This window comes from Laspinema palackyanum D2c, from assembly GCF_025370875.1.
GTDB lineage: Bacteria > Cyanobacteriota > Cyanobacteriia > Cyanobacteriales > Laspinemataceae > Laspinema > Laspinema palackyanum.
Genome location: NZ_JAMXFD010000005.1, coordinates 173,830 through 199,173 on the forward strand (window position 1 = coordinate 173,830; position 25,344 = coordinate 199,173).

A 25,344-nucleotide genomic window follows, 5' to 3' on the forward strand; every position below is an offset into this window, starting at 1 on the left:
TGCAGCCGAGTTCGATTACAGTGGAATCAGAGGAGGGTGATGGGGTAACCCGTCGTCTCCTCGATTTTCGCTTTTACTCTACGGACGGATATAAATAATAACGATGTCGTTTTCTAAATTTTGTGCGAATGGGCGAACCCTTATCACTTATTTATTAATGGGGATTTGGAGTGCGATCGCCTGGTTGAACCCCCTGGGGTCTGTCTCTGCGGCAGCCACTCCCTTATCTGCGGTGGATTCGCTCCCCGCCAACCCGGTAACGGTGGCCCTCCAACCGAAGCAAAACCTGGCAAGTGCAGGCAATTTTGTCACCGCAGCGGTTGATCTCGTCGGACCTTCTGTGGTCCGCCTGGATACCGAACGGACGATCGCCCGTCGGGATGACCCATTTTTTAATGATTCCTTGTTCCGAGAGTTTTTCGGACCGGATGTGCCAGTCCCCCAGCAAGAAGAACTCCTGCGGGGTCAGGGTTCGGGTTTCATTATTGAGGGTAACGGGTTAATTCTCACCAATGCTCATGTGGTCAGTGATGCCGATCGCGTCACCGTCACCTTAAAAGATGGCCGCACATTCGAGGGGGAAGTGCGCGGGACTGATGCGGTTACGGATTTAGCGGTGGTCAAGATTGACGACCCCGGCGAACAATTACCCGTTGCACCGTTGGGGGATTCCTCACAAGTTCGTGTAGGGGATTGGGCGATCGCCGTCGGTAATCCGTTCGGATTAGATAATACAGTCACATTAGGAATTATTAGCACTTTAGAGCGATCGTCCTCCCAAGTTGGCATCCCCGATAAACGAGTGGACTTTTTACAAACTGACGCCGCTATCAATCCCGGCAACTCCGGCGGTCCCCTGTTGAACGATCTCGGTCAAGTCATCGGCATTAACACCGCCATTCGTCCCAATGCCAGAGGGATTGGATTTGCCATTCCCATCAACAAAGCAAAAGCGCTCACCGATACATTAGCCCGAGGTGAGACCGTTACTCATCCCTTTATCGGGATTCAGATGGTCACCTTAACGCCGGACTTAGCGCGCCAAAACAATCAGGACCGCAATTCCAACTTAATTGTCCCGGAAATCAATGGCGTCTTAGTGATGCGAGTCTTGCGAGATTCCCCCGCAGAAGCGGCCAGATTGCGCCTTGGAGATGCGATCGTGGCCGTGGATGGCACCCCCATCACCAGCGCCGATCAATTGCAGCGCATCGTCGAAAATAGCGGCGTCAATCGTGACCTCCGTCTCACGGTTCAACGAGGCCCTCAAACCCTAGAACTCACCGTGAGAACTGCTCAATTGAGTAATACTCGGTGAGAATTGGAGTCGATGGAAGGCAACCCCCGGCGGGTAAGGCAACACCTTATAGGGGTTAAAACCTAGCCCGGTCAAGGTGTCATCCACCGAGCAATAATTGTAGGGTGGGAAAAAGCCCATTTCCTTACGGTCGGCTTTTTCCCACCCTACTCGTTTATAAAAACGCCTTTTGATACATACCCGGATTTGGGATTAGGCTTCAATCACCACCCGGAGGTTGCCGCGTTTTTTGGTGACTCGGCAGGCGGTGGTGGTTCCGGACCGCTCAAATTCTAAATCCAGGAGGGTGGAACCGACGCGCAGATTCTGCATAGATAGACTTTCGATCGCCTCGGGGAGGGCGGGGTCAATGATTCGCAGATAATTTCCCGGCGCATCAGGGACGAGATTCGCCATTGTATGAATGAACTGAAAGATACTGCCACTCGCCCAAGCTTGGGGAGAACAGGCGACGGGATACTGGACGGGTTCATTCCTCTCACTGCGATCGTGCCCGCAGAACAGTTCTGGCGGGCGTTGATAAGGCTGCATGATCGTCATATCCAGGATACTTTCAGTCACTTCCAGGGATTGTTCAATGTACCCTTGCGATCGCAATCCCAAAGCAATCAAAGCGTTATCGTGAGGCCACACCGACCCAGTATGATATCCCATTGGATTATAAGCCGGAGATAAGCTGCTGAGGGTGCGAATTCCCCACCCACTAAACAAGTCCGGTGCGAGAAGTCGTTCCGCCACACTTTGAGCTTTTTCTGGGGTAAAAATGCCCAAGTTCAAACAATGACCGGGATTGGAGGAAATGCCATCGATGGGGTTGCCTTCCCCATCTAAGGCTAAGGCGCAGAAATCCAGGTCTGAGACCCAAAAATCCCGGTTGAAGCGGGTTTTCAAATTGCGGGCTTCTTCTTCCCAGCGTTCGGCCAAATCCAGGCGTTTTTTCAAGCGGGCGAGTTCGCTGACACGCTGTTTAGCGGCATAGACATATCCTTGCACTTCACATAAGGCGATCGGGGGGTTAGCTAATTTGCCCTCGCGATCAACGATGCAATCACTGGAGTCTTTCCAGCCTTGGTTCGCCAATCCGCGATTGGATTTACAGGCATAAGTGAGATAGCCGGTTGCTTCCATCTCCCGGTCAATCCATTCCATCGCCGCGAGCGCATTGGACCATAGGCGATCGAGGGTGTCGCGATCGTGAGTCCAAGCATAATATTCCGCATACAGCATCAACCATAGCGGGGTGGCATCGACGGTTCCATAATAGGGGGTATGGGGAACTTCATTGCATCGCGCCATTTCCCCTAAGCGGATTTCATGCAAAATCTTACCCGGTTGTTCATCCCGCCATTCATCCCAGGTTTTGCCTTGATATTCCGCCAAAATTTCCAGGGTCGATCGCGCGATCGCTGGGTCTAAAATCAGGGTTTGAGACGCAGCAATAATCGAGTCTCGTCCAAACAAGGTAGAAAACCAGGGAATTCCTGCCGATAGCGCTTTCCCTTTTCCCCAACTTTGCCGCAGCAAATAAATATCCTGTTCCGCTTGCTCGATCGCTTCATTGATCGCTTTATTATTCGTGCGAATCCGCGTCGCGGAATTACGCCATTCTTCCTCTTCCATCAAAATCGATGCTTTCGCCTGCATTAGGCTTCCCGGCGTATTTCCAGCAGTTGTAGGCCGGGTGTCGGTGATCAGTTGCAGGCGATAGCCAAAGACTTGAGTTTCGTGAGAATCGAGTTCTAAGTTCCAAACGGCTGTATATCCATCCATATAATCCGGTTGACGATGGACAAAATTGATGCGTGATTCCATCACCGAACCGTCAAGTCCTTTGTAGGCTAACATCAGTTCCTGGGGAGGGTTCATCCCCCAAGAAGTCAGCGATCGCCCGGGAGTGTCCTCTTCTGTCACCAGTTCAGGATTCTCCCCGAATTCCCCTGCACCATTGCCATTGTGTGACCCATTGTTGGGTTGGTCTTGACGCAAAAGTTGGCCGCGTCCTTCCCGATTAAATCCCCGAATTTCAAACAAGTCTACAAAATCAGCCCCAAAGCTGAGGGTGAGTTGAAATTTAACCGGGTGAGTGTTATAGTTTGTTGCCTTGAGTTCTTCAAACAATCCGCCATTCAAGATAATATCTCGTTGAATGCCGATCGTTTCTGCCCGAATGCGATCGCCAATTCGCGGATTCGCGCACAATACAGACATGGCGAATCCCTTGCGAGCATTGCTACTCAGCAGAATGGGGGCACGACCCTCAATTTGCAGTTCTAATCGACTTAAAAAGCGGGTATCGTGACAGAACAAACCCATGCTGCCTTGACGTTCATCGGTCAGCAAACCCGCGATATTGCCAACGGTATCGGTAATTAAAAATAGATCGTCATCTTTGAGAGTGAGGGTCGGTTGGGGATGTTCACTCACCACACTCGGCCATTGGGCGATCGCTGTTGCTTCAGCGGGAACGAATAATTTCCCTTCTATTTCTACAGTATCTGACATAATCCTCAGACTTGCTCGTACACATTAAAAAGCAGTCGCAGAAATTTAGACTGAGCCAAATATTTTACGACCGCCTGTTTTATTATAGCTTTCTATTTTAGGATGACTGGGATTGGGTTAGAAACCGGGTTTATTGAGCAACAACCGGCGGGGGTTAAAACGATTGGCGGCCTAATAGCTAAAGTCGTCTAAAGACGACTGCAACTCTTGTCCCGTGGTGTTTTTAGTCGGTTTTTAACCGACTAGAGCTGTTAGGCCGCCAATCGTTTTAACCCCCGCCGGTTGTTGCTTTTGTCCTATATCTCTGGGTAGATATTATGCGACTTCCAACTTAGGCCACACTCAGACGACTACTGAAGACCTTACCATTTTTGGTGAAGCGTTCTGCCATGATTTGCTGATACACGGCTTCATACCCTTCTGTCATGCGGGCTACGCTGAAATGGGACAGGACGCGATCGCGACAGTCGTAACGGTTCAATGCTGCTGCTTGATCAATTGACGCGATGCACTCTTCCACTGTTTGGCACAAAAAGCCGGTTTTCCCATGAGCAATCACTTCCGGCGTTGACCCCATTTCCATCGCAATCACGGGGGTTCCCGTCGCCATTGATTCAATCATCACTAACCCAAAGGGTTCGCGCCAGGTAATCGGGAATAACGTTGCTACCGCACCCCCGAGTAACTCACATTTCTGAGCGTGGTTGGCTTCCCCTAAATATTGGATCTGCTCGCCGTCAATCTGGGGTGCAATTTCCCGCTCAAAAAACTCGCGATCGACCTGATCCACTTTCCCCGCCATCTTTAAGCGCCAACCGGAACGCTTGGCAATCTCGATCGCCAAATGAGGACCTTTTTCTGGGGAGAGTCTGCCTAAAAACGCCAGGTAGGGGGGAGTTTCCGGTTGCGATCGAAACTCATAAATTGTGGGGTCAATGCCATTATAAACCGTGTCCACACAGTTGAGCCCTAATCGTGGCTCTCGTTGTGCGTTAGAAATGCTCACATAATGTTGATTCCGAGCATAAGTAAATAGCTTTTCATTATCCCGAGTGAAAATCCCATGCAGGGTATGCACCGTCGGGGTTTTCACCAGATTAGCGTAAGAGAGCGCACTCGCCCCCGTATGTGAGTGAATAATATCAAATTCATCGGCTCGTTCGTACACCTGACTCAGTTGGAGCATTTCATAAATGCCATACTCCTTCACCGTCGGGTCTGTACGAATTGCTCTGGGGTGAACGGATTCTAGGTTTGCTAAGGTGATAGAATCTCCGGTGGCAAATAAAGTGACTTCATGTCCTCGGCGAACCAATTCGTCGGTGAGTAAACCCACGACCAATTCTATACCACCATAAGCCGGAGGGGGGACTCGTTCCCACAATGGCGCGACTTGGGCGATCCGCATATAAATCTCTCCTGATTTTAGGGAAAAAAATTAATGTTCAAAAGGCTGGTTAAGGAATTAAAGCCAGCGTGGTTTATTCTTTAACAGCACTTTAAATAAAGTGCGATGAATTCGTCAATTGCCCATTAGTACGGAAAACCGCCCGATGTCAAGTTCGGTAAGCTCGACTTATCGGAGACATCCGGTTTAGCTTATCTATGCTCAAAGCTCCCTGGACTTAAGCAATCTATAACATCACTCCCTAAATAATGTAGAGGCGAGAAAGCGAATCGCCTCTACATTATTTAGGGGGATTCTCAAAATCTGCGTAAGTCCTGTCCGATTCGCAGAATCCGTCACTGTAGTTCGGTTTTGCTCACTATAACTCTGGGTTTAAGCTTGCTATCTTAGAACTATAGAAACCGTAAAGATGGACTAACCAAGGGAAATAAAACCATGAGCAATTTATCGAATCGCGGGCATTCCTTCTTTAGCAACGACTCGGAAGACGAAAATAGCCTCTGGGAATATATGCAAGAACTGCACCCGGAGACGATCGCCAAACTGTCGCAACCCTCCAGTGCAGCAGCGGAAATCATGGAACGGAACCTCAGAGGAATGTTAGGCGCTTTGCCTCCGGAACATTTCGGCGTCACCATCACCACGAGTCGGGAAAATTTAGGTCGGATGTTAGCTTCGGCGATGATGAGTGGTTACTTTTTACATAATGCCGAACAGCGACAAGTGTTAGAACAGTCCCTCAAAGCTGGGGCGATCGACTCCTCCGAATCCTAAAGGCGGTAGGGTAGGCGGCGAATATGATCCCGATGATTATTCCTTTCGTTTTGCCATCGGGTGTTCACGTCCCACAATATTTTCAATCGCTGCAACCGCCGCCGCCGAACCTGCTAAAATGTCCCGTTCTTCTCCGCCGAGATAGAGACGACCGAAACTGCCTACGGCTTGAACTTGTAAGATATTAATCAAAGCGGCTTTTTCCGCTTCATTTGCTGCTAAAGCAGCATAGGCAGCGGGTTCCACTTCCAAAACATATAAGGTTTGACCCGCTAGGAGCATTTGCCCCCGGCGGTTACGATTGATCAATTGAGTTTGATGGGGATCGACATTGCGGATAATTTGACTCGACACAATGCGCGGTTTGAGGCGATCGCGTTCCTTCACCCCCAGGGCCTCCAAAATCGCTCCACCTGCCGCCCTCGTTTCCCCTTGTGAACTGGAATGAATTTCCAGTAATCCATACAATCTTTCTACAAACTGCACCCCCGGACGCACCGATGTCGATTTCAACGCGATATCGGTGATTCGGTTGATTTCAATGCCAGGAGAGATTTCAATCCACAGGGAGGCATCTCCGGGTAGGGGTAAGAACCCCAGGGCCACAGTCCCGATATAGGCGGCGTGTTGGGACTGCAAGTTGTCTAAAAATACATAACTTCGTAGTTCTATCCCCAAGGTTCAAGTCTCCTGTGTTCGGGCAAAAAGCCCACTGTGCTGCAACCTTTGAGTGTATCGTATTTTCGGGAACCGTTGGCATCCGCAGCAGAGGAAAACTGACCCGAGGGGTCCCTAACTCTGACAACGGCAAGGCAAGGGAGTACCTTGTCCCTCCCGGGATGGGTGAATCGGAACTCATTCTGGATGGTTTAATACTGTAATGGCGATCGCTCAAAGGGAAAATTCCGGGGAAGTATTTTCCTGGACCACCGATCGCACTTCACTCGGAGAGAGTCCCACGAGTTTTTCCGTTGCTTTAACTTGGGTGGGTTGATTTTCCAATTGTTGACGTTCTAGCAGTCCCCACTCCATCGCCATCTTCGTATAGCGCCGAGACGCCGCGCGATCGATTCCTAGGGACTCTGCCACCTCGTTTAAACTTAACCATTCCGGTTGATTGCGGAGTCGATGTAAATAGCGCGTGAGAATATCCTGATTGACTTTCATGTTGGGGTCACGATAAATACTGCCTCGGGGATTTGCACCCTTCATAATAAAGCATCCGCAATCCTCAACTCAACCGGATCCATATAAATAACCCAGGGCCTAGGGTGATGAGAGTCCCTACCCCGGCGATCGGGGAGGGAATCATATTAAATCCCCTAATCAATATTGGCCACTGTGAATCCCATCTGGCACTGATAGCGTTCTGGTTGAGCCTCCGAGCATTTTGTCATGACGTAGCCACAACTGAGCTGTCCACCCCGCCATCGGGGTTGACCACTGGAATCCGCAAGTAAACAGCTTTGACAGACTTGCCGGGGAGCCAGCACTTGATTTTCCATTACAATAACCAGCATTCGACACCTCCTGGCGATCGCCGATGCCACTGCATCTATCTTAAGTCAAGACTTTGGAAATCTCGGCAAATTTGGCCTAAAGCTTAACGTTTTGTGATATTGCCAACCGTATCTTCCGTTGCATTTTTCCCAAATTTTGGCCCTTGGTCGGCAAAAAAGTCCACAAAGGTCAGCAGTTCAATAGAGTTCTTGCAAAATTCTTAAAAGCCCCCCTTATTAAGGGGGGTTGGGGGGATCTATCCATTATGCAAGCGGTCTAATGATTAGCGAGGTACCTCCCGAAAGCCACTAGGACACTGAGGTGTTTGGTCGATTAACTGAGGTGGACTCGGCGGATTTGTCGAAGGCTGTTCACTTTCACACACAATTGTCACGGTTTGGTTGATGGGGGACTCCTGATTGTCAAGCACAAAGACTCCTCCGGTATAACTATTTAAGTCTTCTTGTTTCGGGATAGCGATAATATGAACGGCTCTATCACCGAGGGAGTTGATGCGGTAAGAGAAATTTTCATTTTCTGATGGGATACCCACCCCTAATTCTGATATATCTAGGGTCAATCGGTTGTTTTCAATAAAATAGGCTTGTTGCGCTCGATTTAACCCATGCATATTATTGCGAGTCATCTCTTCAATACTTGGCTCCGATAATTGCAGAACATCATTATTAGAGGGCATTCGCAAGAATAATAAGGTTAGATTTTCTTCGGTTATTCCTCCCATAAAGTTTCGACTAAACTCCTCGGGAAGTAAATTTTCCTCAACCCGACTCATAAGCATTAATAATTTCAAATTTTGATTATTTTCTGTCATTTCCACCGTAACAGGCACCTGAATTACATTTTCTGGAACTCCCCAGATATAGAGACTTCCTTCGAGCTTGTTTGCATTTTCTTGGCTAGGGATGACTTCTAAAAGCCCTAAAACGTTTAAATATAAAGGCAATATAACTATGCCAAGAAGTCGTTCATTATCGCGAGCGAGCCGAATAACCCCATAAGGAATCTCTGTTTGATCGCCGCCAGGATATGCAATCCAAGTTCCTGCATAGTTCTGGAAAACAGAGTCTGGGTTACCTCGGGCATGATTGCTCCCCAATGTGAGCGTCAATCCTGCAAAAACAAAGCTAATTATTAGACCTGAAAAGACTTTACCAAGATTTAAAAATTTCATGAATCTATACCCACTTATAAAAAAATAGCCCTTGATTTCTCTGAACAAAAATAGCCAGCTTAAATCATTCTGACCGTTCAATTTAGGATTGGCCTATCAAGTTTGGAAAAACAATCATCAATACTGTACTATAATCAATAGTCTCAAATCCTGGAATTTTCCCGATCGCCCCCTAGTGGCCCCCTGTGATTCTGGCTTCTGGACGCGCGCATCGAACAGCCCAGTTGATCTAGCCAGTTCCCCAAGATTTGTGATAGTTTTGTTTTCTTCGATAGAGGTTCAGCCGTGACTCAGACCAACTTAGACTTCCTAGCGACCACCGATCCAGAGCTTACAGGTTACATCCAGCAAGAATTACAACGCCAACGGGATGGCATCGAACTGATTGCCAGCGAAAACTTTACCTCCGCAGCCGTTTTAGCCGCCCAAGGTTCAGTTTTGACCAACAAATATGCCGAAGGGTTGCCCGGTAAGCGGTATTATGGCGGGTGCGAATTTGTCGATAAGATTGAACAACTCGCCATCGATCGCGCCAAGCAGCTATTCGGTGCCGCCCATGCCAATGTCCAACCCCATTCCGGCGCGCAGGCCAATTTTGCCGTATTCCTGGCCCTGTTGCAACCGGGGGATACCATCATGGGGATGGACCTCTCTCATGGGGGACATTTAACCCACGGGTCTCCGGTGAATGTCTCCGGCAAATGGTTTAAAGTCGAACATTACGGCGTCAGTCGCGAAACCGAACGCCTCGATTATGACCAAATTCGCGACTTGGCGAAGAAACATCAGCCGAAAATGATGATTTGCGGCTATTCTGCCTATCCCAGAATCATTGATTTTGAGAAATTCCGGGCGATCGCCGATGAAGTTGGGGCCTATCTCATGGCCGATATCGCCCACATTGCTGGGTTAGTCGCCACGGGACATCATCCCAATCCCCTCTCCCACTGCCATGTTGTCACCACCACCACCCATAAAACCCTCCGGGGTCCTCGGGGTGGATTAATCCTTACCAATGACGAGGAATTAGGCAAAAAATTCGATAAAGCTGTGTTCCCTGGGACCCAAGGCGGACCCTTAGAGCACGTTATCGCTGGAAAAGCCGTCGCCTTCGGAGAAGCCCTCAAACCTGAGTTTAAAGCCTATTCCGGCCAAGTGATTGCCAATGCTCAGGCAATGGCCGCCCAATTGCAAAGCCGAGGACTGAAACTGGTGAGCGATGGGACGGATAATCATTTGATGCTGGTGGACCTGCGATCGGTTGATATGACGGGTAAACAAGCGGATAAACTGGTGAGCGAAGTGCATATCACCGCGAACAAAAACACCGTCCCCTTCGATCCGCAATCGCCTTTCGTCACCAGTGGATTGCGCTTGGGGTCTCCTGCCATGACGACACGCGGCATGGGAACGACGGAATTTACCGAGATTGCCAACATCATCAGCGATCGCCTGTTAAATCCCGAGGATGACTCTGTAGCAGCCGACTGTCGCCAACGGGTCGCCAGTCTATGCGATCGCTTCCCCCTCTATCCCCATTTGACCATTCCCGTTCCTGCCTTAGCCTAGCCCATAGCTCAGTTCGTAGTAACGACTTCAGTCGTTCCTCCCCGTTCGTAGTAACGACTTCAGTCGTTCCTCGTGACGAAAGCGATCGCCACCTCAAGAGGGAACCCCACCCTAACCCTCCCCTTGCCAAGGGGAGGGGACCGGAGGTGTAGTTATATCGTAAAAAAATACTCTTGTAAGCACCTCCCCATCCTCCAATCTTTAATAAAACCTACAAATTCCCACACCTTGCCGACGATTCGCTCTAAGATAAAAGATTGCACCCATCAACGAAGACCGATGAAGTTATGAGTAAGGGGACACTTTTCGATAAAGTTTGGAATTTACATACCGTCGGTACTCTAACCTCCGGACAAACCCAGTTGTTTATTGGACTGCACCTCATCCACGAAGTCACCAGTCCCCAAGCATTCGCCATGTTGCGCGAACGGGAACTGAAGGTGTTGTTTCCAGAACGGACTGTGGCAACGGTAGATCATATTGTACCGACTGAAAATCAAGCGCGTCCCTTTGCCGATGTCCTGGCAGAAGAGATGATTGTGGCGTTAGAGGACAATTGTAAGGCGCATAATATTCGCTTTTATAATGTCGGGTCAGGACGGCAGGGAATTGTCCATGTGATTGCACCGGAACAGGGACTCACCCAACCGGGAATGACGATCGCCTGTGGGGATTCGCACACCTCAACTCATGGCGCATTTGGGGCGATCGCCTTTGGGATTGGTACCAGTCAAGTGCGCGATGTCCTAGCTTCCCAAACTTTAGCGCTTTCTAAGCTAAAAGTTCGCAAAATTGAAGTCAATGGCACTCTGAATCCGGGAGTTTATGCTAAAGATGTCGTCCTGCACCTGATTCGTAAATTAGGGGTGAATGGCGGCGTGGGATATGCGTATGAATATGCGGGAACCACCTTTGAGCAAATGTCGATGGAAGAACGGATGACCGTTTGTAATATGGCCATTGAAGGTGGTGCACGATGTGGATATATTAATCCCGATCAGGTCACGTTTGACTATCTCAAAGGTAGAGAATTTGCACCGAAAGGGGAAGATTGGAGTCAGGCGGTAGAGTGGTGGACGAGTATCCGCAGTGATGCAGATGCAGAATATGATGATGTGGTAGTTTTTGATGCGGCAGACATTCAGCCAACGGTGACTTGGGGAATTACACCGGGGCAAGGAATAGGCATCAATGAAACGATTCCCACACCGGAGGAATTATCCGACAGCGATCGGGCGATCGCGCAAGAAGCGTATCGGTATATGAAACTGAATCCGGGCGATCGCATTGCTGGAACCAAAGTGGATGTTTGCTTTGTAGGAAGCTGCACCAATGGGCGAATTAGTGATTTGCGAGAAGCAGCAAAATTTGCCAAAGGTCGTCAAGTTGCGCCTGGAATTAAAGCGTTTATTGTCCCCGGTTCTGAGGATGTGAAAAAGCAAGCGGAAGCGGAAGGATTAGACAAAGTTTTCCTAGAAGCGGGCTTTGAATGGCGTGAATCGGGCTGTTCTATGTGTTTGGCGATGAATCCCGATAAGTTGCAAGGGAGTCAAATTAGCGCCTCTTCTTCTAATCGGAATTTTAAAGGTCGTCAAGGGTCTTCGGAAGGTCGCACGTTATTAATGAGTCCGGCGATGGTGGTTGCTGCTGCTATTAATGGGGTGGTTTCTGATGTTCGGGAGTTGTTGTAGGGGATAACAACCGGCGGGGGATAACAACCGGCGGGGATTAACAACCGGCGGGGATTAACAACCGGCGGGGGTTTAAACCCCCGCCTAATAGCTAAAGTCGGTTAAAAACCGACTAAAAACATGAACTTATAAGATGAGCAAGCGGGGTTTTTAACCCCCTGCGGTCCATCGGAGAACCGGCCAAATTATCGCAGTCGGTTTTAACCGACTTTAGCTATTAGCAGGGGGTTTAAACCCCCTGCGGATGTCGGCGGATGTCAGCGGATATCGCGATCAACAGCAAGTCAAATCAAGGAGAAAAATCATCAATGAGTAGTCAAGTAAAAATCATTCAGGGCCAGGGAATTCCCCTGGTGGGAAATGATATTGATACCGATCGCATTATTCCGGCCAGGTTTTTGCGCTGTGTGACCTTTGATGGATTGGGGGAAGAAGTTTTTAAGGACGATCGCGCCCAATCTAATGGGACTCATCCTTTTGACCAACCTCAATATCAAGGCGCAAAATTGTTGGTGGTGAATGCTAATTTTGGCTGTGGTTCCAGTCGGGAACACGCACCTCAAGCAATTGCCCGATGGGGAATTAGTGGCATTATTGGCGAAAGTTTTGCCGAGATTTTCTTTGGCAATTGTGTGGCGATGGGGGTTCCCTGTGTCACCGCTGACCCTGCCACGGTGAAAACTTTGCAAGAGGCGATCGCCGAGAATCCTAATCTGGAAATCACCTTAGATTTAGAGGCGAAACAGGTGCAGTTCCCAGGATTTAGTGCATCGGTTAATATGGCAGCAGGTCCCCACCAAATGCTCACCACCGGCACTTGGGATACCTGCGGACAATTGGTCGGAAATCGCGATTCCATCCGTACCACCGCTGGTCAATTGCCTTATCTCGCCTGGAAATAGCGATCGCAACGATGACTTGTAACCGGGGGTAACTTACCCCCTCAATCCTTTAAATTTTTTACCGAGTTTAGCAATTTGGTAGGGATTGAAACCCTTACTCGATAAAAAAAAGCCATGCTCAACATTCCCAATATTATCAGTCAAGAACTCTCCGTTAACCTGTGGCAAGTTGAAAATGCCTTAGAATTGTTACAGGAAGGAGCAACAGTTCCGTTTATTGCCCGATATCGGAAAGAACGCACGGGGTCTTTAGACGAGGTTCAGTTACGCGATATTGCCGAACGGTTTGCTTATATTACGGAAATAGAAGACCGTAAAAAAGTAATTTTAGAGGCCATTTCCCAAGCGGGAAAACTCACCGATGAACTGCGGCAAAAAATCGAATCCTGTCAGCAAAAAACTGAACTCGAAGACCTCTATCTCCCCTATCGCGCCAAGCGTCGGACTCGCGCCACGGTTGCCCGTGAAAAAGGGTTGGAACCCTTAGCGGACTGGATTGCGGTTCTCAATTTCAGTAAAGCGACGGCCAGTTTAGCAGCAGAAGCGGCGAAATATCTTTCCCCAGAAAATGGCATTAACACGGTAGAAGATGCCCTCCAAGGTGCTTCGGATATTTTAGCAGAAGCGGTCTCGGAACGGGCGGAATCTCGGGCCTATTTGCGGGATTATTTCTTACAGGAAGGACGATTTGCTTCCAAGATTAAGGATGAGCATCCCGAAGGGAGTACCAAGTATGAAATGTACCGGGATTATCAGGCCAAAGTCAAGGATATTGCGCCGCATAACCTATTAGCTTTGTTTCGGGGAGAAAAGGAAGAGATTCTTACCTTGGATTTGGATTTTGATGAGTCTCAGGTGTTGGGATATTTGGAGTCGCAGGAAATTAAAACCAAGGTTCCAGAGATTAAAAACTTTTATCGGGAGATGATAAAAGATGCGTTTAATCGGTTGATGAAGAATTCGCTGACGACTGAGGTGCGATCGCTGAAAAAACTAGAGGCGGATCTCGCTTCAATTAGCACCTTTGAATCTAATTTACGCGAGTTATTACTCTCGGCACCTGCGGGGATGAAACCGACGATCGCCATTGACCCCGGATTTAGAACCGGATGCAAAGTCACGGTTCTCGATGGCACGGGACAGTTTTTAGAATATCACACCATTTTCCCCCATACGGGTGACAGGCAGCGCCTAGAAGCAGCAAAAACGATTAAAACCCTAATTGGGAAATATCAAATCGAATTGATTGCCATTGGCAATGGAACTGCGGGACGAGAAACTGATGCTTTTATTGGCGAGGTAATTAAAACCTGTACTCCTCCACCCATTAAAGTGATGGTGAATGAATCCGGTGCCTCAATCTATTCTGCCAGTGATGTGGCGCGGGAGGAGTTTCCCGATTTAGATTTAACGGTCCGAGGTGCGATTAGTATTGGCAGACGGTTGCAAGATCCATTAGCGGAATTGGTAAAAATTGACCCCAAATCCATTGGGGTAGGTCAATATCAACATGATGTGGACCAAAAGTTACTGCGGAAAAAATTAGAGGAGACGGTGGAAAGTTGCGTGAACTATGTTGGCGTAGACTTAAATACTGCTTCTAAGGAATTGCTGACTTTTGTTTCAGGATTGACGCCAACCATTGCTAAAAATATTGTGACCTATCGCAATGAAAATGGGGCGTTTAAAAATCGTCGGCAATTGCTGAAAGTGGCAAAATTAGGACCGAAAACCTATGAACAGGCGGCGGGATTTTTGCGAATTCGCGGCGGAGAGAATCCGTTAGATAATACAGCAGTGCATCCGGAGAGTTATCCGGTAGTGAAGGCGATCGCAGCGGATTTAAACGTCCCCTTAACCGACATTGGCAAAGCATCGGACCAACTCAAATCGGTGAAGTTGGATAAATATGTCACCGAACTGGTGGGAATTCCCACCTTACGGGATATTATTGCGGAGTTAGAAAAACCGGGACGAGACCCTCGTGCTCAGTTTAAATCTGCCACCTTTAAAGAAGGGGTGAATGAACTGAAGGATTTGCAACCGGGGATGGAATTAGAAGGCGTGGTGACTAATGTTGCCAACTTTGGCGCATTTGTGGATATTGGAGTGCATCAGGATGGATTGGTGCATATTTCCCAACTCGCCGATCGCTTTGTGGATAATCCGAATCAAGTGGTGAAGGTGGGACAGGTGGTGAAAGTGCGGGTTCTCTCGGTGGATGAAAAGTTAAAGCGAATTAGTCTCACCATGCGATCGCAGCAGGAACGACCGAATCCCAGCATGGGAGTTAACCGCAGAACTCGTTAAATAGCGGGGAAAGAAACGACTGAAGTCGTTACTACGAACGCAGAAACCCAGAAATTTCCCCGTTTGTAGTAACGACTTCAGTCGTTATCCGGGTTCATTCCGACCCTGGGGAAGAAACGACTGAAGTCGTTACTACGAACAAGGAGAAGAGGAAATTTCCCCGTTTGTAGTAACGACTTCAGTCGTTATCCGACTTGATGCACGGAGAGATAGAACCGAGGGCGCGATATAATAAATTACAGGGTAATCATTGTCTAAGCTTTCAAAAATACATTTGTAAAATTATGATTCAACAAAATTTTAAGGGGAAAACTGAACCGCAGGAGTTAAAAAAATGTCCCTCGGGTATTCGAGGTTTGGATGAAATAACCGGGGGTGGATTACCCCAGGGACGACCCACTTTAGTCTGTGGAACTGCCGGTTGTGGGAAAACTTTGATGGCGATGCAGTTCTTAATCAAGGGGGTTGAGGACTATGATGAACCGGGTGTGTTTATGTCCTTTGAAGAAACTGCCGAAGAATTAAGACAAAATGTCATCTCTCTGGGGTGGGATGTTAAGGCATTACAAGACCAAAAAAAATTAGGGATTGATTATGTGCATATCGATCGCAGTGAGTTTCAAGAAACTGGAGAATATAATTTAGAAGGATTGTTTCTGCGACTGGCGATCGCCATTGATCGAGTCCAAGCCAAGCGCGTTGCCTTGGATACCCTAGAAGTATTATTTGGCGGATTGGACAACGAGGCGATCGTGCGTAGCGAACTGCGTCGGTTGTTTCGCTGGCTGAAAGATAAAGGGGTGACGGCGATTATTACCGCCGAAAGTGGGGAAAATTCCCTAACTCGCCAAGGATTAGAGGAATATGTTTCCGATTGTGTCATCCGTCTGCAACAGCAAGTTAGCGATCGCATTGCCACCCGGACTTTACATATTGTCAAATATCGCGGGTCCAAACATGGCAGCAATGAATACCCCTTTTTAATTGAAAAAGACGGAATTTCGGTTGTCCCGATTACCTCAATTGGGTTGGATCATCAAGTTTCTACAGAACGAATTTCTACCGGAATTGACCGCCTTGATACCATGTTAGGAGGTCAGGGATTTTATCGCGGCAGTAGTGTTTTAATTAGTGGCACCGCAGGCACTGGAAAAAGTACGGTAGCGGCACATTTTGCCCAGGCAACTTGTAGGCGGGGAGAACGATGTTTGTACATTGCTTTTGAGGAATCTCCCAACCAAATTATTAGAAATATGCGCTCGATTGGCTTAGACTTAGAAAGTTGCGTTCAAGATGGGCTACTCGTTTTTGAATCCGTTCGCCCGACCCTGTATGGGTTAGAAATGCACCTAGTCAAATTCTATCATGCGATCGAGACCTTAAAACCCCAGGTTGTGATTGTCGATCCGATTTCTAACCTGCATTATGTCGGCAATGATATCGAGGTCAAATCTTTTCTAATGCGCCTGATTGACTTTCTGAAAACCCACATTATCACCAGTTTGATGACAAGCCTCACCATCAGCAGCAGTACAACCTTAGAACGCACAGATATCGGGGTTTCTTCATTAATGGATACCTGGCTGATGCTGCGGGATATGGAAACCAACGGCGAACGCAATCGATTACTTTACCTACTCAAATCTCGCGGCATGGAACACTCGAATCAAGTCCGGGAATTTCGCCTGAGTTCATCCGGGGTAGAATTAATCAAAGCGTATCTTGGACCCGGAGGTGTACTCACGGGTTCAGCGCGTGCAGTCCAGGAATCTCGCGAACAAGCAGATGCATTAGTGCGGCAAAAAGAAATTGAAACCAAACAACGAAACATCGAACGGAAGCGGGCGGTGATTGAAGCCAAAATTCAGGCACTGCAAGCGGATTTTGAATTAGAAAAAGCTGAGATAGAACGGATGATCCATAAAGAAGAGTTGGAGGAAAAAATTCACCGAGAAACTGAAATAAAAATGGGGGAAATGCGACGGGTTGAGGGGAATACTGACTTATAGCGTATCTAATGTATTCAGTGACGGGTGAAAGAGCGAGTCAGCCTTCTGTTTCTGTAGCGGATCACAAGAGATTATCCCTCGTAGAAACTGGGCTACAGCCTCCAATTCGAGTATTCCCCTGCAAAGTCGGGAAGGGCTAACGAACCCTCTTCCCCGGACTCACAAGAATTCGTATCAATGTTGAAACCTCTGCTATTTCTCGTTTAGGAGTAGCCCATGATATCAGTGACTCATTCAAGGAAAAGAACATGGAAAACAAACCGGAAAAAACCCCCAAACCCGAGGTCGATGTATTTGAAGAGTTTTTGTCGCGACCTCCGCAGGAAAAATACTTACTCCGCTTATTTATTGCCGGAAATACGCCTAACTCTAATCGCGCTTTCAACAAAATTAAAAATATTTGTGAAGAATATTTACCGGGACGATATGAATTAGAAGTTATTGATATTTATGAACAGCCAGAACTGATGGAACAAGAACAAATTATTGCTATTCCAACCTTGGTTAAGAAACTGCCGCCCCCGCTCCAGAAGTTTATTGGGGATTTGGCAAATACGGAAAAGGTCCTCTTGGGGTTAGATATTAACTATTATCGCTCCAATTAACCCGGGCAAAGGATAGGGAGTTAAAGGCGCTTTGAGGTTTCGCCGGACTCCTGTTATCCAGCCGATGCAAGAGAAGGAGCGCACGATGGTGTGCGCCCCAATTCTGGGGACTCCTCCCTCATCTGTGCTTAGAGCGGTGTACCATTTCCGCGAGGGAGTCGCATCCCTTCGGTCGCTTGCCGGTATTCTTCCACACTATCGGAATAGTCGATCGGCAGCACCGATGCGACGTTTTCGTGGGGACGCGGAATAATCACCCAGGTTTCTAAGGTTGCCCCAAAGGTATGCTCTACGGCATCAATTCCTGCCGCCATTGCTGTTTTGACTTCCGAGACATCCCCCCGAATCATCACGGTGAACCGCGCACTTCCGGCTCTAATATATCCGACTAAGGTGACGCGACCTGCTTTCACCATCGCGTCTGCTGCTGCTAAAATTCCGGGAAACCCCTTGGTTTCAAGTGCTCCAACTGCTTGCTGTGATGGCATCCTCTATTTCCTCAATCAAAACGGTAAAACTCCCAAACCCAATTTTACGCAGCTTGTTGACACATTTAGTCTTCAGATGCGGATTATTTTAGAATTGTTGGGTCCAAGGTAGGGACAGGAATCATCGCCACTGTTCCACTGCATCGGTGTAGGCGATCGACATGACATCGACGACATTTTCCGTGGGGTTGGCAATAATATAATGGGTGACGACCACACCCCCAGGGGTGCTCTCTCCGGCTGCAATTCCTGCCGCCATTGCCGTTTCCACCTCAGAAACGGGTCCGCGAATTACCACCATAAACTCGGCTCTTTCCGCTAAATCATAATGCACGAGGGTGACTCGGGCGGCTTTAACCATCGCATCAGCAGCGGCAAGCACAGCCGGAAACCCTAATGTTTGAATTACTCCAACAGCAGCAGGCATTCTCGCTCTGTCTCCTCGAACGATAAAAGGTATCCCTTAATTGTAGGGGGTTTTGAGCCTATTTTTACCGCTCAGTGCCGATCGCGCGATGGGAGAATTAAGCCGAGGGTTGGGGGGACTCCCTCGCCTACTCTCCCGTGGGTTTTAGCTGGCTTTGGGATTTTCAGAAAAAGTCAGCAAAAAGGCTAAATTTTCTTCCGCTTTTAAAGCATGAGGGGCGCTACCGGGCATGAACACAAATACACCGGGTTCTAGGATGATTTCTTTTCCCTCTAAGGTAAGGATGCCTCGCCCTTCAATGACATTAACGGTGGCATTGCGTGGGGCGGTATGTTCAGAAATATCCGTATCGGCAGCTAGGCAAAATAAGGTATATTGACAAGCTTTATCTTGTAAAACAACTTTGCTCAGAACTCCAGAGGCGGGATATTCAATCAGGGTTTTTAATTGGGTGGTAAAAGTTGCATTATTAGGGGCGATCGCAGTCATGGTTTTCTTTACTCCTATTATTGTTCCAGACCCTTGAATTCAAGGGACTGTTTCTAAATTCTACCAAGAAATACTTGAAATTGGGCTGTTACCTTGAGATGGGGATGGATTAACGATAGGGGTGTTGATTCAAGGTAATTGATTCAGGAGGCAGAACCTCTGATTTGGCATTCCCCGGCAAAGCCAGGGAACGAGGGTTAAACAGTTCGTAGTGACTCAGTAAAGGAGTCATCTTAAAGAAACCCCTGAAGGGGTTACTACAAACTGTTCGTAGTGACTCATGAACTGAGTCATCTTAAAGAAACCCCTGAAGGGGTTACTACAAACAGTTGGATGATTTATGTTTTGCAATCCGCTTATTGAGCGATCGCACAAAAGGTGACGTAACCTAACTCATTTTGATAATTGAGATAAGTCCGGCGCATTTCTAACACCCGTTCTCTTAACGGCGGATTGGTTAAGATATTTTTGGCAATGCGGATGGTTCCCCCTAATCCTTCATCGCGAATGAGTTGGGGAAGACTCAATAATTCCATGCCTCCGCTGTGGGTTTGCTGCACTTGTAACCCCGCCTGGGCATAAAGTTCTGTCCAATGGTTGAGGGAAAGGGGCGATGAATTGACCCGGATGACTTTAGCTAAGACTTTATGAATTTCTTCTTCTTTGTCTCGAATCAGCATTTCTTGGGAGAGAAATTTGCCTCCCGGTTTGAGTTTCTGGCGAATGGATTTAACCAATTTGGTTTTTCCCGGGAGGGATTGCAGGGTTAAAATGGCTTCGGCTAAAACATAATCAAATTCTCCAGGAATCTCCTCTAAATGGAAAATATCCCCTTCGATGATTTCGATTTGAGATTCCAATCCAGCATCGCGAATATTTTGGCGCGATCGCTCAACACTTTGGGGATTTTTTTCAACCCCAACCACCCGCACTCCAAACCGTTGAGCAATGGCGATCGCACTCTCCCCAAAACTGGAGGCTAACTCCAGTACCGTTTCTCCCCCTTGAAAATTAGCCCATTCCAATAACTGCTCAGTTGCCGCCCGTCCTCCGGGTCTGAGAACTGTTTTCCCCGCAGCAGCTAAAATTTGATGTCCTGGGGCTGTTTTAAAATTTAAAGGGACTGTTGTCATGATATTAACTTCCTAATTTTTGATGCCAAAAAGGGGTTTAAATCCTTTAACTTTTCGTTAAAAATTCCACCCGGGGCAGCAGGGGGTCTTGAACGAGACCGACTCCTGTAAACCCCCACCGATTCAGGATAGCACCCAGCTGAGAACCGGGTATGGATTCGATCGCCACTCGGTCCTTGAGGTCCGGGGCGTATTTATTCATATAGGTTAAGGCATCAAAGTTTTCGCGAAACAGCAGCAAATACCCAGAATCTGCTGGTTTATCTGGGTTATTTCCGCGATCGGGATGGGCTGCAATATAGCTACCGTCAATTTTGGACCGAATTAAATAATGAATTTGGGAGTACATACTTATCTAAACTGTTTGGATTAAAAGGGATAAAACCGTCGTCGTCAGTTAGGAGATAATCAGGATGATTTCCCTCCTGATTATCCCAAATTGTAGTTTATTTGAGATTAGCCAATTTAATACGCGGATCAATGGATTTCAGGAGTAAATCCGCTAATAAATTACCGATAATTAACATAACTGCACCCATCATCAAACTGACCATGACTAGATAAATATCTTGACTTCTGACCGCATCTAAAATTAATCGTCCCAACCCGGGCCAGTTAAAGAAGAATTCTGCAATAAATGCACCACTGAGTAAACCGGCAAATTCAAAGCCTAAAATGGTGATTAAGGGATTGATAGCATTTCTGAGTGCGTGAACGTAAATCACGCGATCTTCTGGCAATCCTTTAGCGCGGGCGGTTTGAATGTAATCTTGCCGCAGGACATCTAATAATTCCCCCCGGGTAATCCGTTGCAACCCGGCAAAACTGGTAATCGAGAGAGCCAAAGTGGGTAAAATCATGTGCCAAGCAATATCCACAACTTTGCCGAAGGGGGTGAGTTCATTGTAATAAATACTCGTCATGCCGCCCACGGGAAAGAGGGGTGAGAGTCGCTGGGCTAAAAACAGGAATAACAAGGCAGTAATGAAACTGGGAAACCCTTGTCCCATATAACTGAGAGTTCGCAAGAACTTGTCAAGGATGGTATTTTGTTGAACGGCACTGATAATTCCCAAAGGAATGGCGATCGCCCAAGTCAGGATTAAGGAAGAAAAGGACAACAGCAGGGTATTGGGAATCCGTTCCCATAATAATTCGGTTACTGGGCGAAGATATTTGAAACTATACCCAAAATCTCCTTGGGTGATAATTTGGGTTAGCCAGCGGAAATACTGCTCAACCGGAGGGCGATCAAGACCAAATCGGATGGTCAAAGCATCTAAGGTTTCGGGGGCAATTTGGGGATTTTGCCGCCAGGTATCTAAATAATCTCCCGGGGCCAATTGAATAATTGAAAAACTCAGGGCAGAGGCTAGTAATAGGGTTAATAATGCCTGTAATAAGCGCTTCACAACATAAAGAAAGGTCTCGCTGGTGAAGGCGTTAGTCAGGCTGTCTTTTGCCGAGTCTAGGCGTTGGCGACCCGAGGGAGATTTAGTAGTAGCCATAGGTTTTATTTTTATTGTCTATGATTGTTCGGTGGCTCATTTCCTAAAGGTTGGATTTTTCAGGCCAAGAGGGAGAGCGCCAGAGACTTTTGGGGAATCAAGCCCGGGAAATTTCTAATTGTCTATTTAATACTCTATCAAACTCAAAATGGGGACATTGGGGAGTCTTTGTCGTCCGTTCAAATTCTGCAATTCAATTAAAAAGCAAAAGCCCACGAGTTCAGCTTGGGCGAGTTCTAAAAGTTGGACAGTGGCAACGGCAGTTCCCCCAGTGGCAATCAAGTCATCTACAATTAAGACGCGAGAACCCGGTGGGATGGCGTCCTGGTGCATAGAGAGGCGATCGCTGCCATATTCCAACTCATATTCAACTTCGTGACAAGGGGCGGGTAATTTACCCGGTTTGCGAACCGGGATAAACCCGATGCCGAGTTGATAAGCGAGGGGGACCCCAAACAGAAACCCCCGAGACTCCATACCGACGATGCAATCCGGTTGGAGAGGGGCACATTTTTCCGTCATGGTATCCACCACATACCGTAAACCCTGGGGGTCTCGCAGGAGGGTGGTAATATCCCGAAACAGAATGCCCGGTTTGGGAAAGTCGGAAATGTCACGAACCAGAGATTTTATATCCATAAACGTAAAGTTTAGAAGATGAAAGAGTGCTTAGGATGGGGGTTCAGTCTTCAATCCAGGGACAAGAAACCGGGGGTCTGGACTCGATTAGTTCCGAATCGGCAAAGAATTTGCACCGAAACCTGGGGTCTGCCCTCTAAGGTAGCGATGCCCGAGAGAGGCGATCGCGCTTAATAAAACCGGCAAGGGTGCGATCGCGCTTTAAATCCTACCATTAGCGAGGAAGAGTCAGCCCGGGGGTTCCTTCCTCATCTGCGTCGCCCTATTCAAGCGACATCCCTCCCTAAATCCGGTAAAACTGGGGATCTTTTTTTGGGTAAGGCACGGGATTGGTAGAATAAAACATTTGGGCGTTCCCTGGTGGCGGTTGCTCCTCCTAGAAAGGTGAGGCAACAGGATCGTTTGGATCGCTAGATCAAAGCTCAACTCTTTAGGTCAATACTAAAATCAAAGTTAGAGAAAGAAACCTTGCGGTCAATTGCACTCAAGTCAGTCATCGATCAAGGCGAATTACAATGAATGCTCCGGTAAGCGTAATGCAAACAACCCATCCACCCGAAACGACCACTCCCATAATTTTAGAGCATCTGCCCGAACCACCGGGGTTTTCCGGGCGGGGATGCCCCAGACGTGCGCGGTTGCAAATTGACTTGCTGCTGTTGGCGATCGAAGCCTTGGATCTGAATGCATCTCAATCGATTTTAGCCGTCGCCAAAGAAGAACAACTGCAAGATATCATTAAAAATCGCGTCTTCCTCTGGATGCTGCGAAGCACCAATCCCCTGCGGCGCTATAGTCAACGTCGCCCCCTGAGTTTAGCGGAAGCCAAGGCGTTGGTGGCGATCGCCTGTAAATTAGCTAGAAGAATGACCGTCACGATTCGGCAGTTGCTCACGGACTATCAGCAATTGCAACAGAAACAAATTCCTCTGGAGCATCATTTGCGATTATCTCATTACCTAGAGCGTTTCCGGGCGCATTTCCGGAGTCGGATGAATCCGCGCCGTGCGGGGGTGGCGATTTATAATACCAATGACAAGTTAAATGACCTGGCAATGGAACTGCTGGGGGAATTACTGTTTTGTACTGGGACAGCAGGGATGCAACGGTTGTGGTTCAGTTTGTTTGATGGGGAGGTTGAATGAGTATTCAACGTCAATATAGTTTACCGACTTGCAAGCTGGTGTTAGAGGGGTTAACCGACGAGCATCCCTCGGGCGATCGCCAGGATGGAGCCAGACCTCTGATGTCGATTTTGGTCAGTGCTGAGTGCTATTTACCCCCCCGTAAGGAGCCCATTGCTGGGGGGCAAGAGTTCTTTCAAAGTTTAGTGAATACCGTCAGTCACTATGGCCAAGAATTTTTGAGTGGGGTCAAACGGTTCTCCTTCTATACCCTCCCGGTGGAACCCCGAGATGGGGTGTCAACGCCGGTACAGTTGCAAAAAATTAATCCCAATTTGCACCGCTTGATTGTCCAACCCCAGGAGTCTTATAACAGTGCTCCAATTGAGATTGATTTGAGCGCGGTGCAATTGTTTGACTTGGTGGAGGCGGTGGATCAATTTTGCGCTGATAGCCAGACTCTCCCCCAGATCCACGGCAATTTACGCTCTTTGAGCAGACAAGAAGCTAAGGTTCATGAACCTGTCACCAAACGAGCGTTACCGGCAACGGTAGGACTGTCGAGTTTAGCGATCGCGGCCCTGGCCTTTTTCTTGATGCCGATTCCGGAATATCAACGTCCCCTCGAACCCGTCCCAGAAGAGAGTTCCGAGGAGTCGCGCCAGGGAACCGCAGGGATCGCCAGTGGTAATGGTCCCGGTAGTTCTCCATCGGGTTCCCCCCCAGACCCCTCCTCATTCGACACAACCCCGGGACCCACTCAACAGATTACCGATGTCAGTGAATTGCAGCGTCTGGAACGGGAGGTTTATAACCAGATTGATCGCGCCTGGAGCACCAATCCCACCTTTACTGAGCCGTTAGTCTATCAAGTCGCGGCTGGAAGTGACGGGGCGATTCTGGGATATAAACCTGAAAACCAAGCGGCACAGGATTATGAAGATGAAACCCCCTTGTTAGACTTGGTGTACATCCCCGTTGATGGGGGGACGGCACCCACAGAAGAACTGGCTGTCTTTAGAGTGGTGTTTGAACCCCCAAATACACTCCAGGTGAGTCCTTGGGAAAGCGATCGCTCTGAAGGTGACGAGCGCTCGCAAGTGGGCGATCGCTCTGAGGTTCCGGAAGTCACTCCAGTGGCGGATATTCAAGATCCCCTTGTTCTGGAATCCTTACAACAGCAGGTTTACGAGACGATCGACCGAGCCTGGACCCAAAATCCCGACTTTGAACGGGACCTGATCTATCGGATTTGGGTGAATGCATCCGGGGCGATCGTGGACTACGAAGCCACGGATTCCCTGGCAAAGACGGCTCTGAATCAAACCCCCCTGACGGAGTTACATCAGCCCTCAGCCGATTATGTCCGCAATACCACCGGGACCGATTCCTCATTGGCTGAATTCCGAGTGGTTTTTACCTCCCGTGGCATTTTGCAGGTTAGCCCCTGGAAGGGTTTTCGCTAGGCTGGGTCCGGGGCAACTCCCGCCCCACCGCCTTGCCCTTCCTGGATTCTCGCTCACTGATAGGGCGCTTCAGTCCGGTCCTAACACCCTTACCTGAACGGGTTCGAGCCTTCCCTAGAATCGGGAAATTTACCCCAAGGTTGCCTTGAGTAATCCAGCCACGGAGTCAGTCCTATCGCCCCCAGAAGCCGACAGGGATAGGACTTGGAGACCCTCCAGGGTTGCAGGTGAGTGGGGTCAGTCCTGACTCCGGTAAGGGGCAACTCCCAATTGCCAAGGGAGGGCGATCG

General features: G+C 48.3%; 24 protein-coding genes. 10 read left to right on the plus strand and 14 right to left on the minus strand.

The features are described from left to right. Positions 1-103 precede the first annotated feature (103 nt). Entirely contained in the window at positions 104-1,318 is a 1,215-nt protein-coding gene (locus tag NG795_RS08890; RefSeq protein ID WP_367288301.1) for an HhoA/HhoB/HtrA family serine endopeptidase, read from the plus strand. A 192-nt stretch (positions 1,319-1,510) separates the two neighbouring features. Here the strand turns inward: NG795_RS08890 and NG795_RS08895 are convergent, their stop codons facing one another. Beyond that, positions 1,511-3,820, minus strand: coding sequence for an amylo-alpha-1,6-glucosidase (locus NG795_RS08895; RefSeq protein ID WP_367288302.1), 2,310 nt, complete (start codon positions 3,818-3,820; stop codon positions 1,511-1,513). A gap of 331 nt (positions 3,821-4,151) precedes the next feature. Further along, the gene (locus NG795_RS08900) at positions 4,152-5,228 is read right to left on the minus strand and encodes a glycosyltransferase family 4 protein (protein WP_367288303.1); all 1,077 of its coding nucleotides are present in this window, start codon (positions 5,226-5,228) and stop codon (positions 4,152-4,154) included. A gap of 435 nt (positions 5,229-5,663) precedes the next feature. Here NG795_RS08900 and NG795_RS08905 point away from each other — a divergent pair, with 435 nt between their 5' ends. Continuing rightward, the gene (locus NG795_RS08905; RefSeq protein ID WP_367288304.1) at positions 5,664-6,002 is read left to right on the plus strand and encodes a DUF760 domain-containing protein; all 339 of its coding nucleotides are present in this window, start codon (positions 5,664-5,666) and stop codon (positions 6,000-6,002) included. A gap of 36 nt (positions 6,003-6,038) precedes the next feature. Here NG795_RS08905 and ccmP read toward each other — a convergent pair whose 3' ends face one another. The 4 genes from ccmP to NG795_RS08925 all read right to left on the minus strand — a co-directional run bounded on the left by ccmP (position 6,039) and on the right by NG795_RS08925 (position 8,694). Continuing rightward, entirely contained in the window at positions 6,039-6,680 is a 642-nt protein-coding gene (gene ccmP / locus NG795_RS08910) for a beta-carboxysome protein CcmP (RefSeq protein ID WP_367288305.1), read from the minus strand. Between the two features lie 213 nt (positions 6,681-6,893). After that, the gene (locus tag NG795_RS08915) at positions 6,894-7,214 is read right to left on the minus strand and encodes a helix-turn-helix domain-containing protein (RefSeq protein WP_367288306.1); all 321 of its coding nucleotides are present in this window, start codon (positions 7,212-7,214) and stop codon (positions 6,894-6,896) included. Between the two features lie 110 nt (positions 7,215-7,324). Continuing rightward, positions 7,325-7,522: a hypothetical protein gene (locus tag NG795_RS08920; RefSeq protein ID WP_367288307.1), complete on the minus strand. Its 198-nt coding sequence runs from the start codon at positions 7,520-7,522 to the stop codon at positions 7,325-7,327. A 263-nt stretch (positions 7,523-7,785) separates the two neighbouring features. After that, positions 7,786-8,694 (minus strand): type IV pilin-like G/H family protein, encoded by a 909-nt coding sequence (locus NG795_RS08925; RefSeq protein WP_367288308.1) that lies wholly within the window; start codon positions 8,692-8,694, stop codon positions 7,786-7,788. Positions 8,695-8,979: 285 nt separating this feature from the next. On the opposite strand from NG795_RS08925, the gene glyA reads away from it, so the two are divergent. From glyA to NG795_RS08955, 6 genes are all read left to right on the plus strand, one after another. Continuing rightward, positions 8,980-10,263, plus strand: a complete 1,284-nt coding sequence (gene glyA, locus NG795_RS08930) for a serine hydroxymethyltransferase (protein WP_367288309.1) — start codon at positions 8,980-8,982, stop codon at positions 10,261-10,263. Positions 10,264-10,550: 287 nt separating this feature from the next. After that, the gene (gene leuC, locus NG795_RS08935; RefSeq protein ID WP_367288310.1) at positions 10,551-11,954 is read left to right on the plus strand and encodes a 3-isopropylmalate dehydratase large subunit; all 1,404 of its coding nucleotides are present in this window, start codon (positions 10,551-10,553) and stop codon (positions 11,952-11,954) included. Between the two features lie 308 nt (positions 11,955-12,262). After that, on the plus strand, positions 12,263-12,856 hold the full coding sequence (gene leuD / locus NG795_RS08940) for a 3-isopropylmalate dehydratase small subunit (RefSeq protein ID WP_367288311.1): 594 nt from the start codon (positions 12,263-12,265) through the stop codon (positions 12,854-12,856). Positions 12,857-12,970: 114 nt separating this feature from the next. Next, on the plus strand, positions 12,971-15,166 hold the full coding sequence (locus NG795_RS08945; protein WP_367288312.1) for a Tex family protein: 2,196 nt from the start codon (positions 12,971-12,973) through the stop codon (positions 15,164-15,166). A 284-nt stretch (positions 15,167-15,450) separates the two neighbouring features. Next, on the plus strand, positions 15,451-17,175 hold the full coding sequence (gene kaiC / locus NG795_RS08950) for a circadian clock protein KaiC (protein WP_367288313.1): 1,725 nt from the start codon (positions 15,451-15,453) through the stop codon (positions 17,173-17,175). Between the two features lie 248 nt (positions 17,176-17,423). Further along, positions 17,424-17,780, plus strand: a complete 357-nt coding sequence (locus NG795_RS08955) for a circadian clock KaiB family protein (protein ID WP_367288314.1) — start codon at positions 17,424-17,426, stop codon at positions 17,778-17,780. 128 nt (positions 17,781-17,908) lie between these two features. Here NG795_RS08955 and NG795_RS08960 read toward each other — a convergent pair whose 3' ends face one another. The 8 genes from NG795_RS08960 to NG795_RS08995 all read right to left on the minus strand — a co-directional run bounded on the left by NG795_RS08960 (position 17,909) and on the right by NG795_RS08995 (position 22,464). Beyond that, positions 17,909-18,268 carry a carbon dioxide-concentrating mechanism protein CcmK gene (locus NG795_RS08960; protein ID WP_367288315.1) on the minus strand — a complete coding sequence of 120 codons (360 nt, stop codon included), beginning with the start codon at positions 18,266-18,268 and terminating at the stop codon, positions 17,909-17,911. Between the two features lie 121 nt (positions 18,269-18,389). After that, positions 18,390-18,695 (minus strand): BMC domain-containing protein, encoded by a 306-nt coding sequence (locus NG795_RS08965; protein ID WP_367288316.1) that lies wholly within the window; start codon positions 18,693-18,695, stop codon positions 18,390-18,392. 144 nt (positions 18,696-18,839) lie between these two features. Further along, positions 18,840-19,184 carry a cupin domain-containing protein gene (locus NG795_RS08970; RefSeq protein ID WP_367288317.1) on the minus strand — a complete coding sequence of 115 codons (345 nt, stop codon included), beginning with the start codon at positions 19,182-19,184 and terminating at the stop codon, positions 18,840-18,842. A 109-nt stretch (positions 19,185-19,293) separates the two neighbouring features. Then, entirely contained in the window at positions 19,294-19,416 is a 123-nt protein-coding gene (locus tag NG795_RS08975) for a hypothetical protein (protein WP_367288318.1), read from the minus strand. A 124-nt stretch (positions 19,417-19,540) separates the two neighbouring features. Further along, complete coding sequence (locus tag NG795_RS08980; protein WP_367288319.1) at positions 19,541-20,317, minus strand: SAM-dependent methyltransferase; 777 nt, start codon at positions 20,315-20,317, stop codon at positions 19,541-19,543. A 46-nt stretch (positions 20,318-20,363) separates the two neighbouring features. Beyond that, a complete protein-coding gene (locus NG795_RS08985) occupies positions 20,364-20,666 on the minus strand; it encodes a hypothetical protein (protein ID WP_367288320.1) in 303 nt (100 codons plus the stop codon). Positions 20,667-20,763: 97 nt separating this feature from the next. Beyond that, on the minus strand, positions 20,764-21,825 hold the full coding sequence (locus tag NG795_RS08990) for an ABC transporter permease (protein WP_367288321.1): 1,062 nt from the start codon (positions 21,823-21,825) through the stop codon (positions 20,764-20,766). Positions 21,826-21,951: 126 nt separating this feature from the next. Beyond that, on the minus strand, positions 21,952-22,464 hold the full coding sequence (locus tag NG795_RS08995) for an adenine phosphoribosyltransferase (RefSeq protein WP_367288322.1): 513 nt from the start codon (positions 22,462-22,464) through the stop codon (positions 21,952-21,954). Between the two features lie 515 nt (positions 22,465-22,979). On the opposite strand from NG795_RS08995, the gene NG795_RS09000 reads away from it, so the two are divergent. Further along, a complete protein-coding gene (locus NG795_RS09000; protein ID WP_367288323.1) occupies positions 22,980-23,609 on the plus strand; it encodes a DUF3038 domain-containing protein in 630 nt (209 codons plus the stop codon). Next, complete coding sequence (locus NG795_RS09005; protein ID WP_367288324.1) at positions 23,606-25,054, plus strand: DUF4335 domain-containing protein; 1,449 nt, start codon at positions 23,606-23,608, stop codon at positions 25,052-25,054. The genes NG795_RS09000 and NG795_RS09005 overlap by 4 nt, the downstream gene beginning before the upstream one ends. Positions 25,055-25,344 lie beyond the last annotated feature (290 nt).

Coding starts and splice junctions, on each gene's coding strand:
- NG795_RS09000 (WP_367288323.1), top strand. CDS start 22,980: ATGAATGCTCCGGTAAGCGTAATGCAAACAACCCATCCACCCGAAACG.
- NG795_RS08945 (WP_367288312.1), top strand. CDS start 12,971: ATGCTCAACATTCCCAATATTATCAGTCAAGAACTCTCCGTTAACCTG.
- NG795_RS08960 (WP_367288315.1), bottom strand. CDS start 18,268: ATGCCATCACAGCAAGCAGTTGGAGCACTTGAAACCAAGGGGTTTCCC.
- leuD (WP_367288311.1), top strand. CDS start 12,263: ATGAGTAGTCAAGTAAAAATCATTCAGGGCCAGGGAATTCCCCTGGTG.
- NG795_RS08990 (WP_367288321.1), bottom strand. CDS start 21,825: ATGGCTACTACTAAATCTCCCTCGGGTCGCCAACGCCTAGACTCGGCA.
- NG795_RS08985 (WP_367288320.1), bottom strand. CDS start 20,666: ATGTACTCCCAAATTCATTATTTAATTCGGTCCAAAATTGACGGTAGC.
- NG795_RS08965 (WP_367288316.1), bottom strand. CDS start 18,695: ATGCCTGCTGCTGTTGGAGTAATTCAAACATTAGGGTTTCCGGCTGTG.
- NG795_RS08980 (WP_367288319.1), bottom strand. CDS start 20,317: ATGACAACAGTCCCTTTAAATTTTAAAACAGCCCCAGGACATCAAATT.
- NG795_RS08955 (WP_367288314.1), top strand. CDS start 17,424: ATGGAAAACAAACCGGAAAAAACCCCCAAACCCGAGGTCGATGTATTT.
- NG795_RS08975 (WP_367288318.1), bottom strand. CDS start 19,416: ATGACTCCTTTACTGAGTCACTACGAACTGTTTAACCCTCGTTCCCTG.
- NG795_RS08890 (WP_367288301.1), top strand. CDS start 104: ATGTCGTTTTCTAAATTTTGTGCGAATGGGCGAACCCTTATCACTTAT.
- NG795_RS09005 (WP_367288324.1), top strand. CDS start 23,606: ATGAGTATTCAACGTCAATATAGTTTACCGACTTGCAAGCTGGTGTTA.
- NG795_RS08900 (WP_367288303.1), bottom strand. CDS start 5,228: ATGCGGATCGCCCAAGTCGCGCCATTGTGGGAACGAGTCCCCCCTCCG.
- NG795_RS08970 (WP_367288317.1), bottom strand. CDS start 19,184: ATGACTGCGATCGCCCCTAATAATGCAACTTTTACCACCCAATTAAAA.
- kaiC (WP_367288313.1), top strand. CDS start 15,451: ATGATTCAACAAAATTTTAAGGGGAAAACTGAACCGCAGGAGTTAAAA.
- NG795_RS08925 (WP_367288308.1), bottom strand. CDS start 8,694: ATGAAATTTTTAAATCTTGGTAAAGTCTTTTCAGGTCTAATAATTAGC.
- NG795_RS08905 (WP_367288304.1), top strand. CDS start 5,664: ATGAGCAATTTATCGAATCGCGGGCATTCCTTCTTTAGCAACGACTCG.
- NG795_RS08895 (WP_367288302.1), bottom strand. CDS start 3,820: ATGTCAGATACTGTAGAAATAGAAGGGAAATTATTCGTTCCCGCTGAA.
- NG795_RS08915 (WP_367288306.1), bottom strand. CDS start 7,214: ATGAAGGGTGCAAATCCCCGAGGCAGTATTTATCGTGACCCCAACATG.
- NG795_RS08920 (WP_367288307.1), bottom strand. CDS start 7,522: ATGCTGGTTATTGTAATGGAAAATCAAGTGCTGGCTCCCCGGCAAGTC.
- NG795_RS08995 (WP_367288322.1), bottom strand. CDS start 22,464: ATGGATATAAAATCTCTGGTTCGTGACATTTCCGACTTTCCCAAACCG.
- leuC (WP_367288310.1), top strand. CDS start 10,551: ATGAGTAAGGGGACACTTTTCGATAAAGTTTGGAATTTACATACCGTC.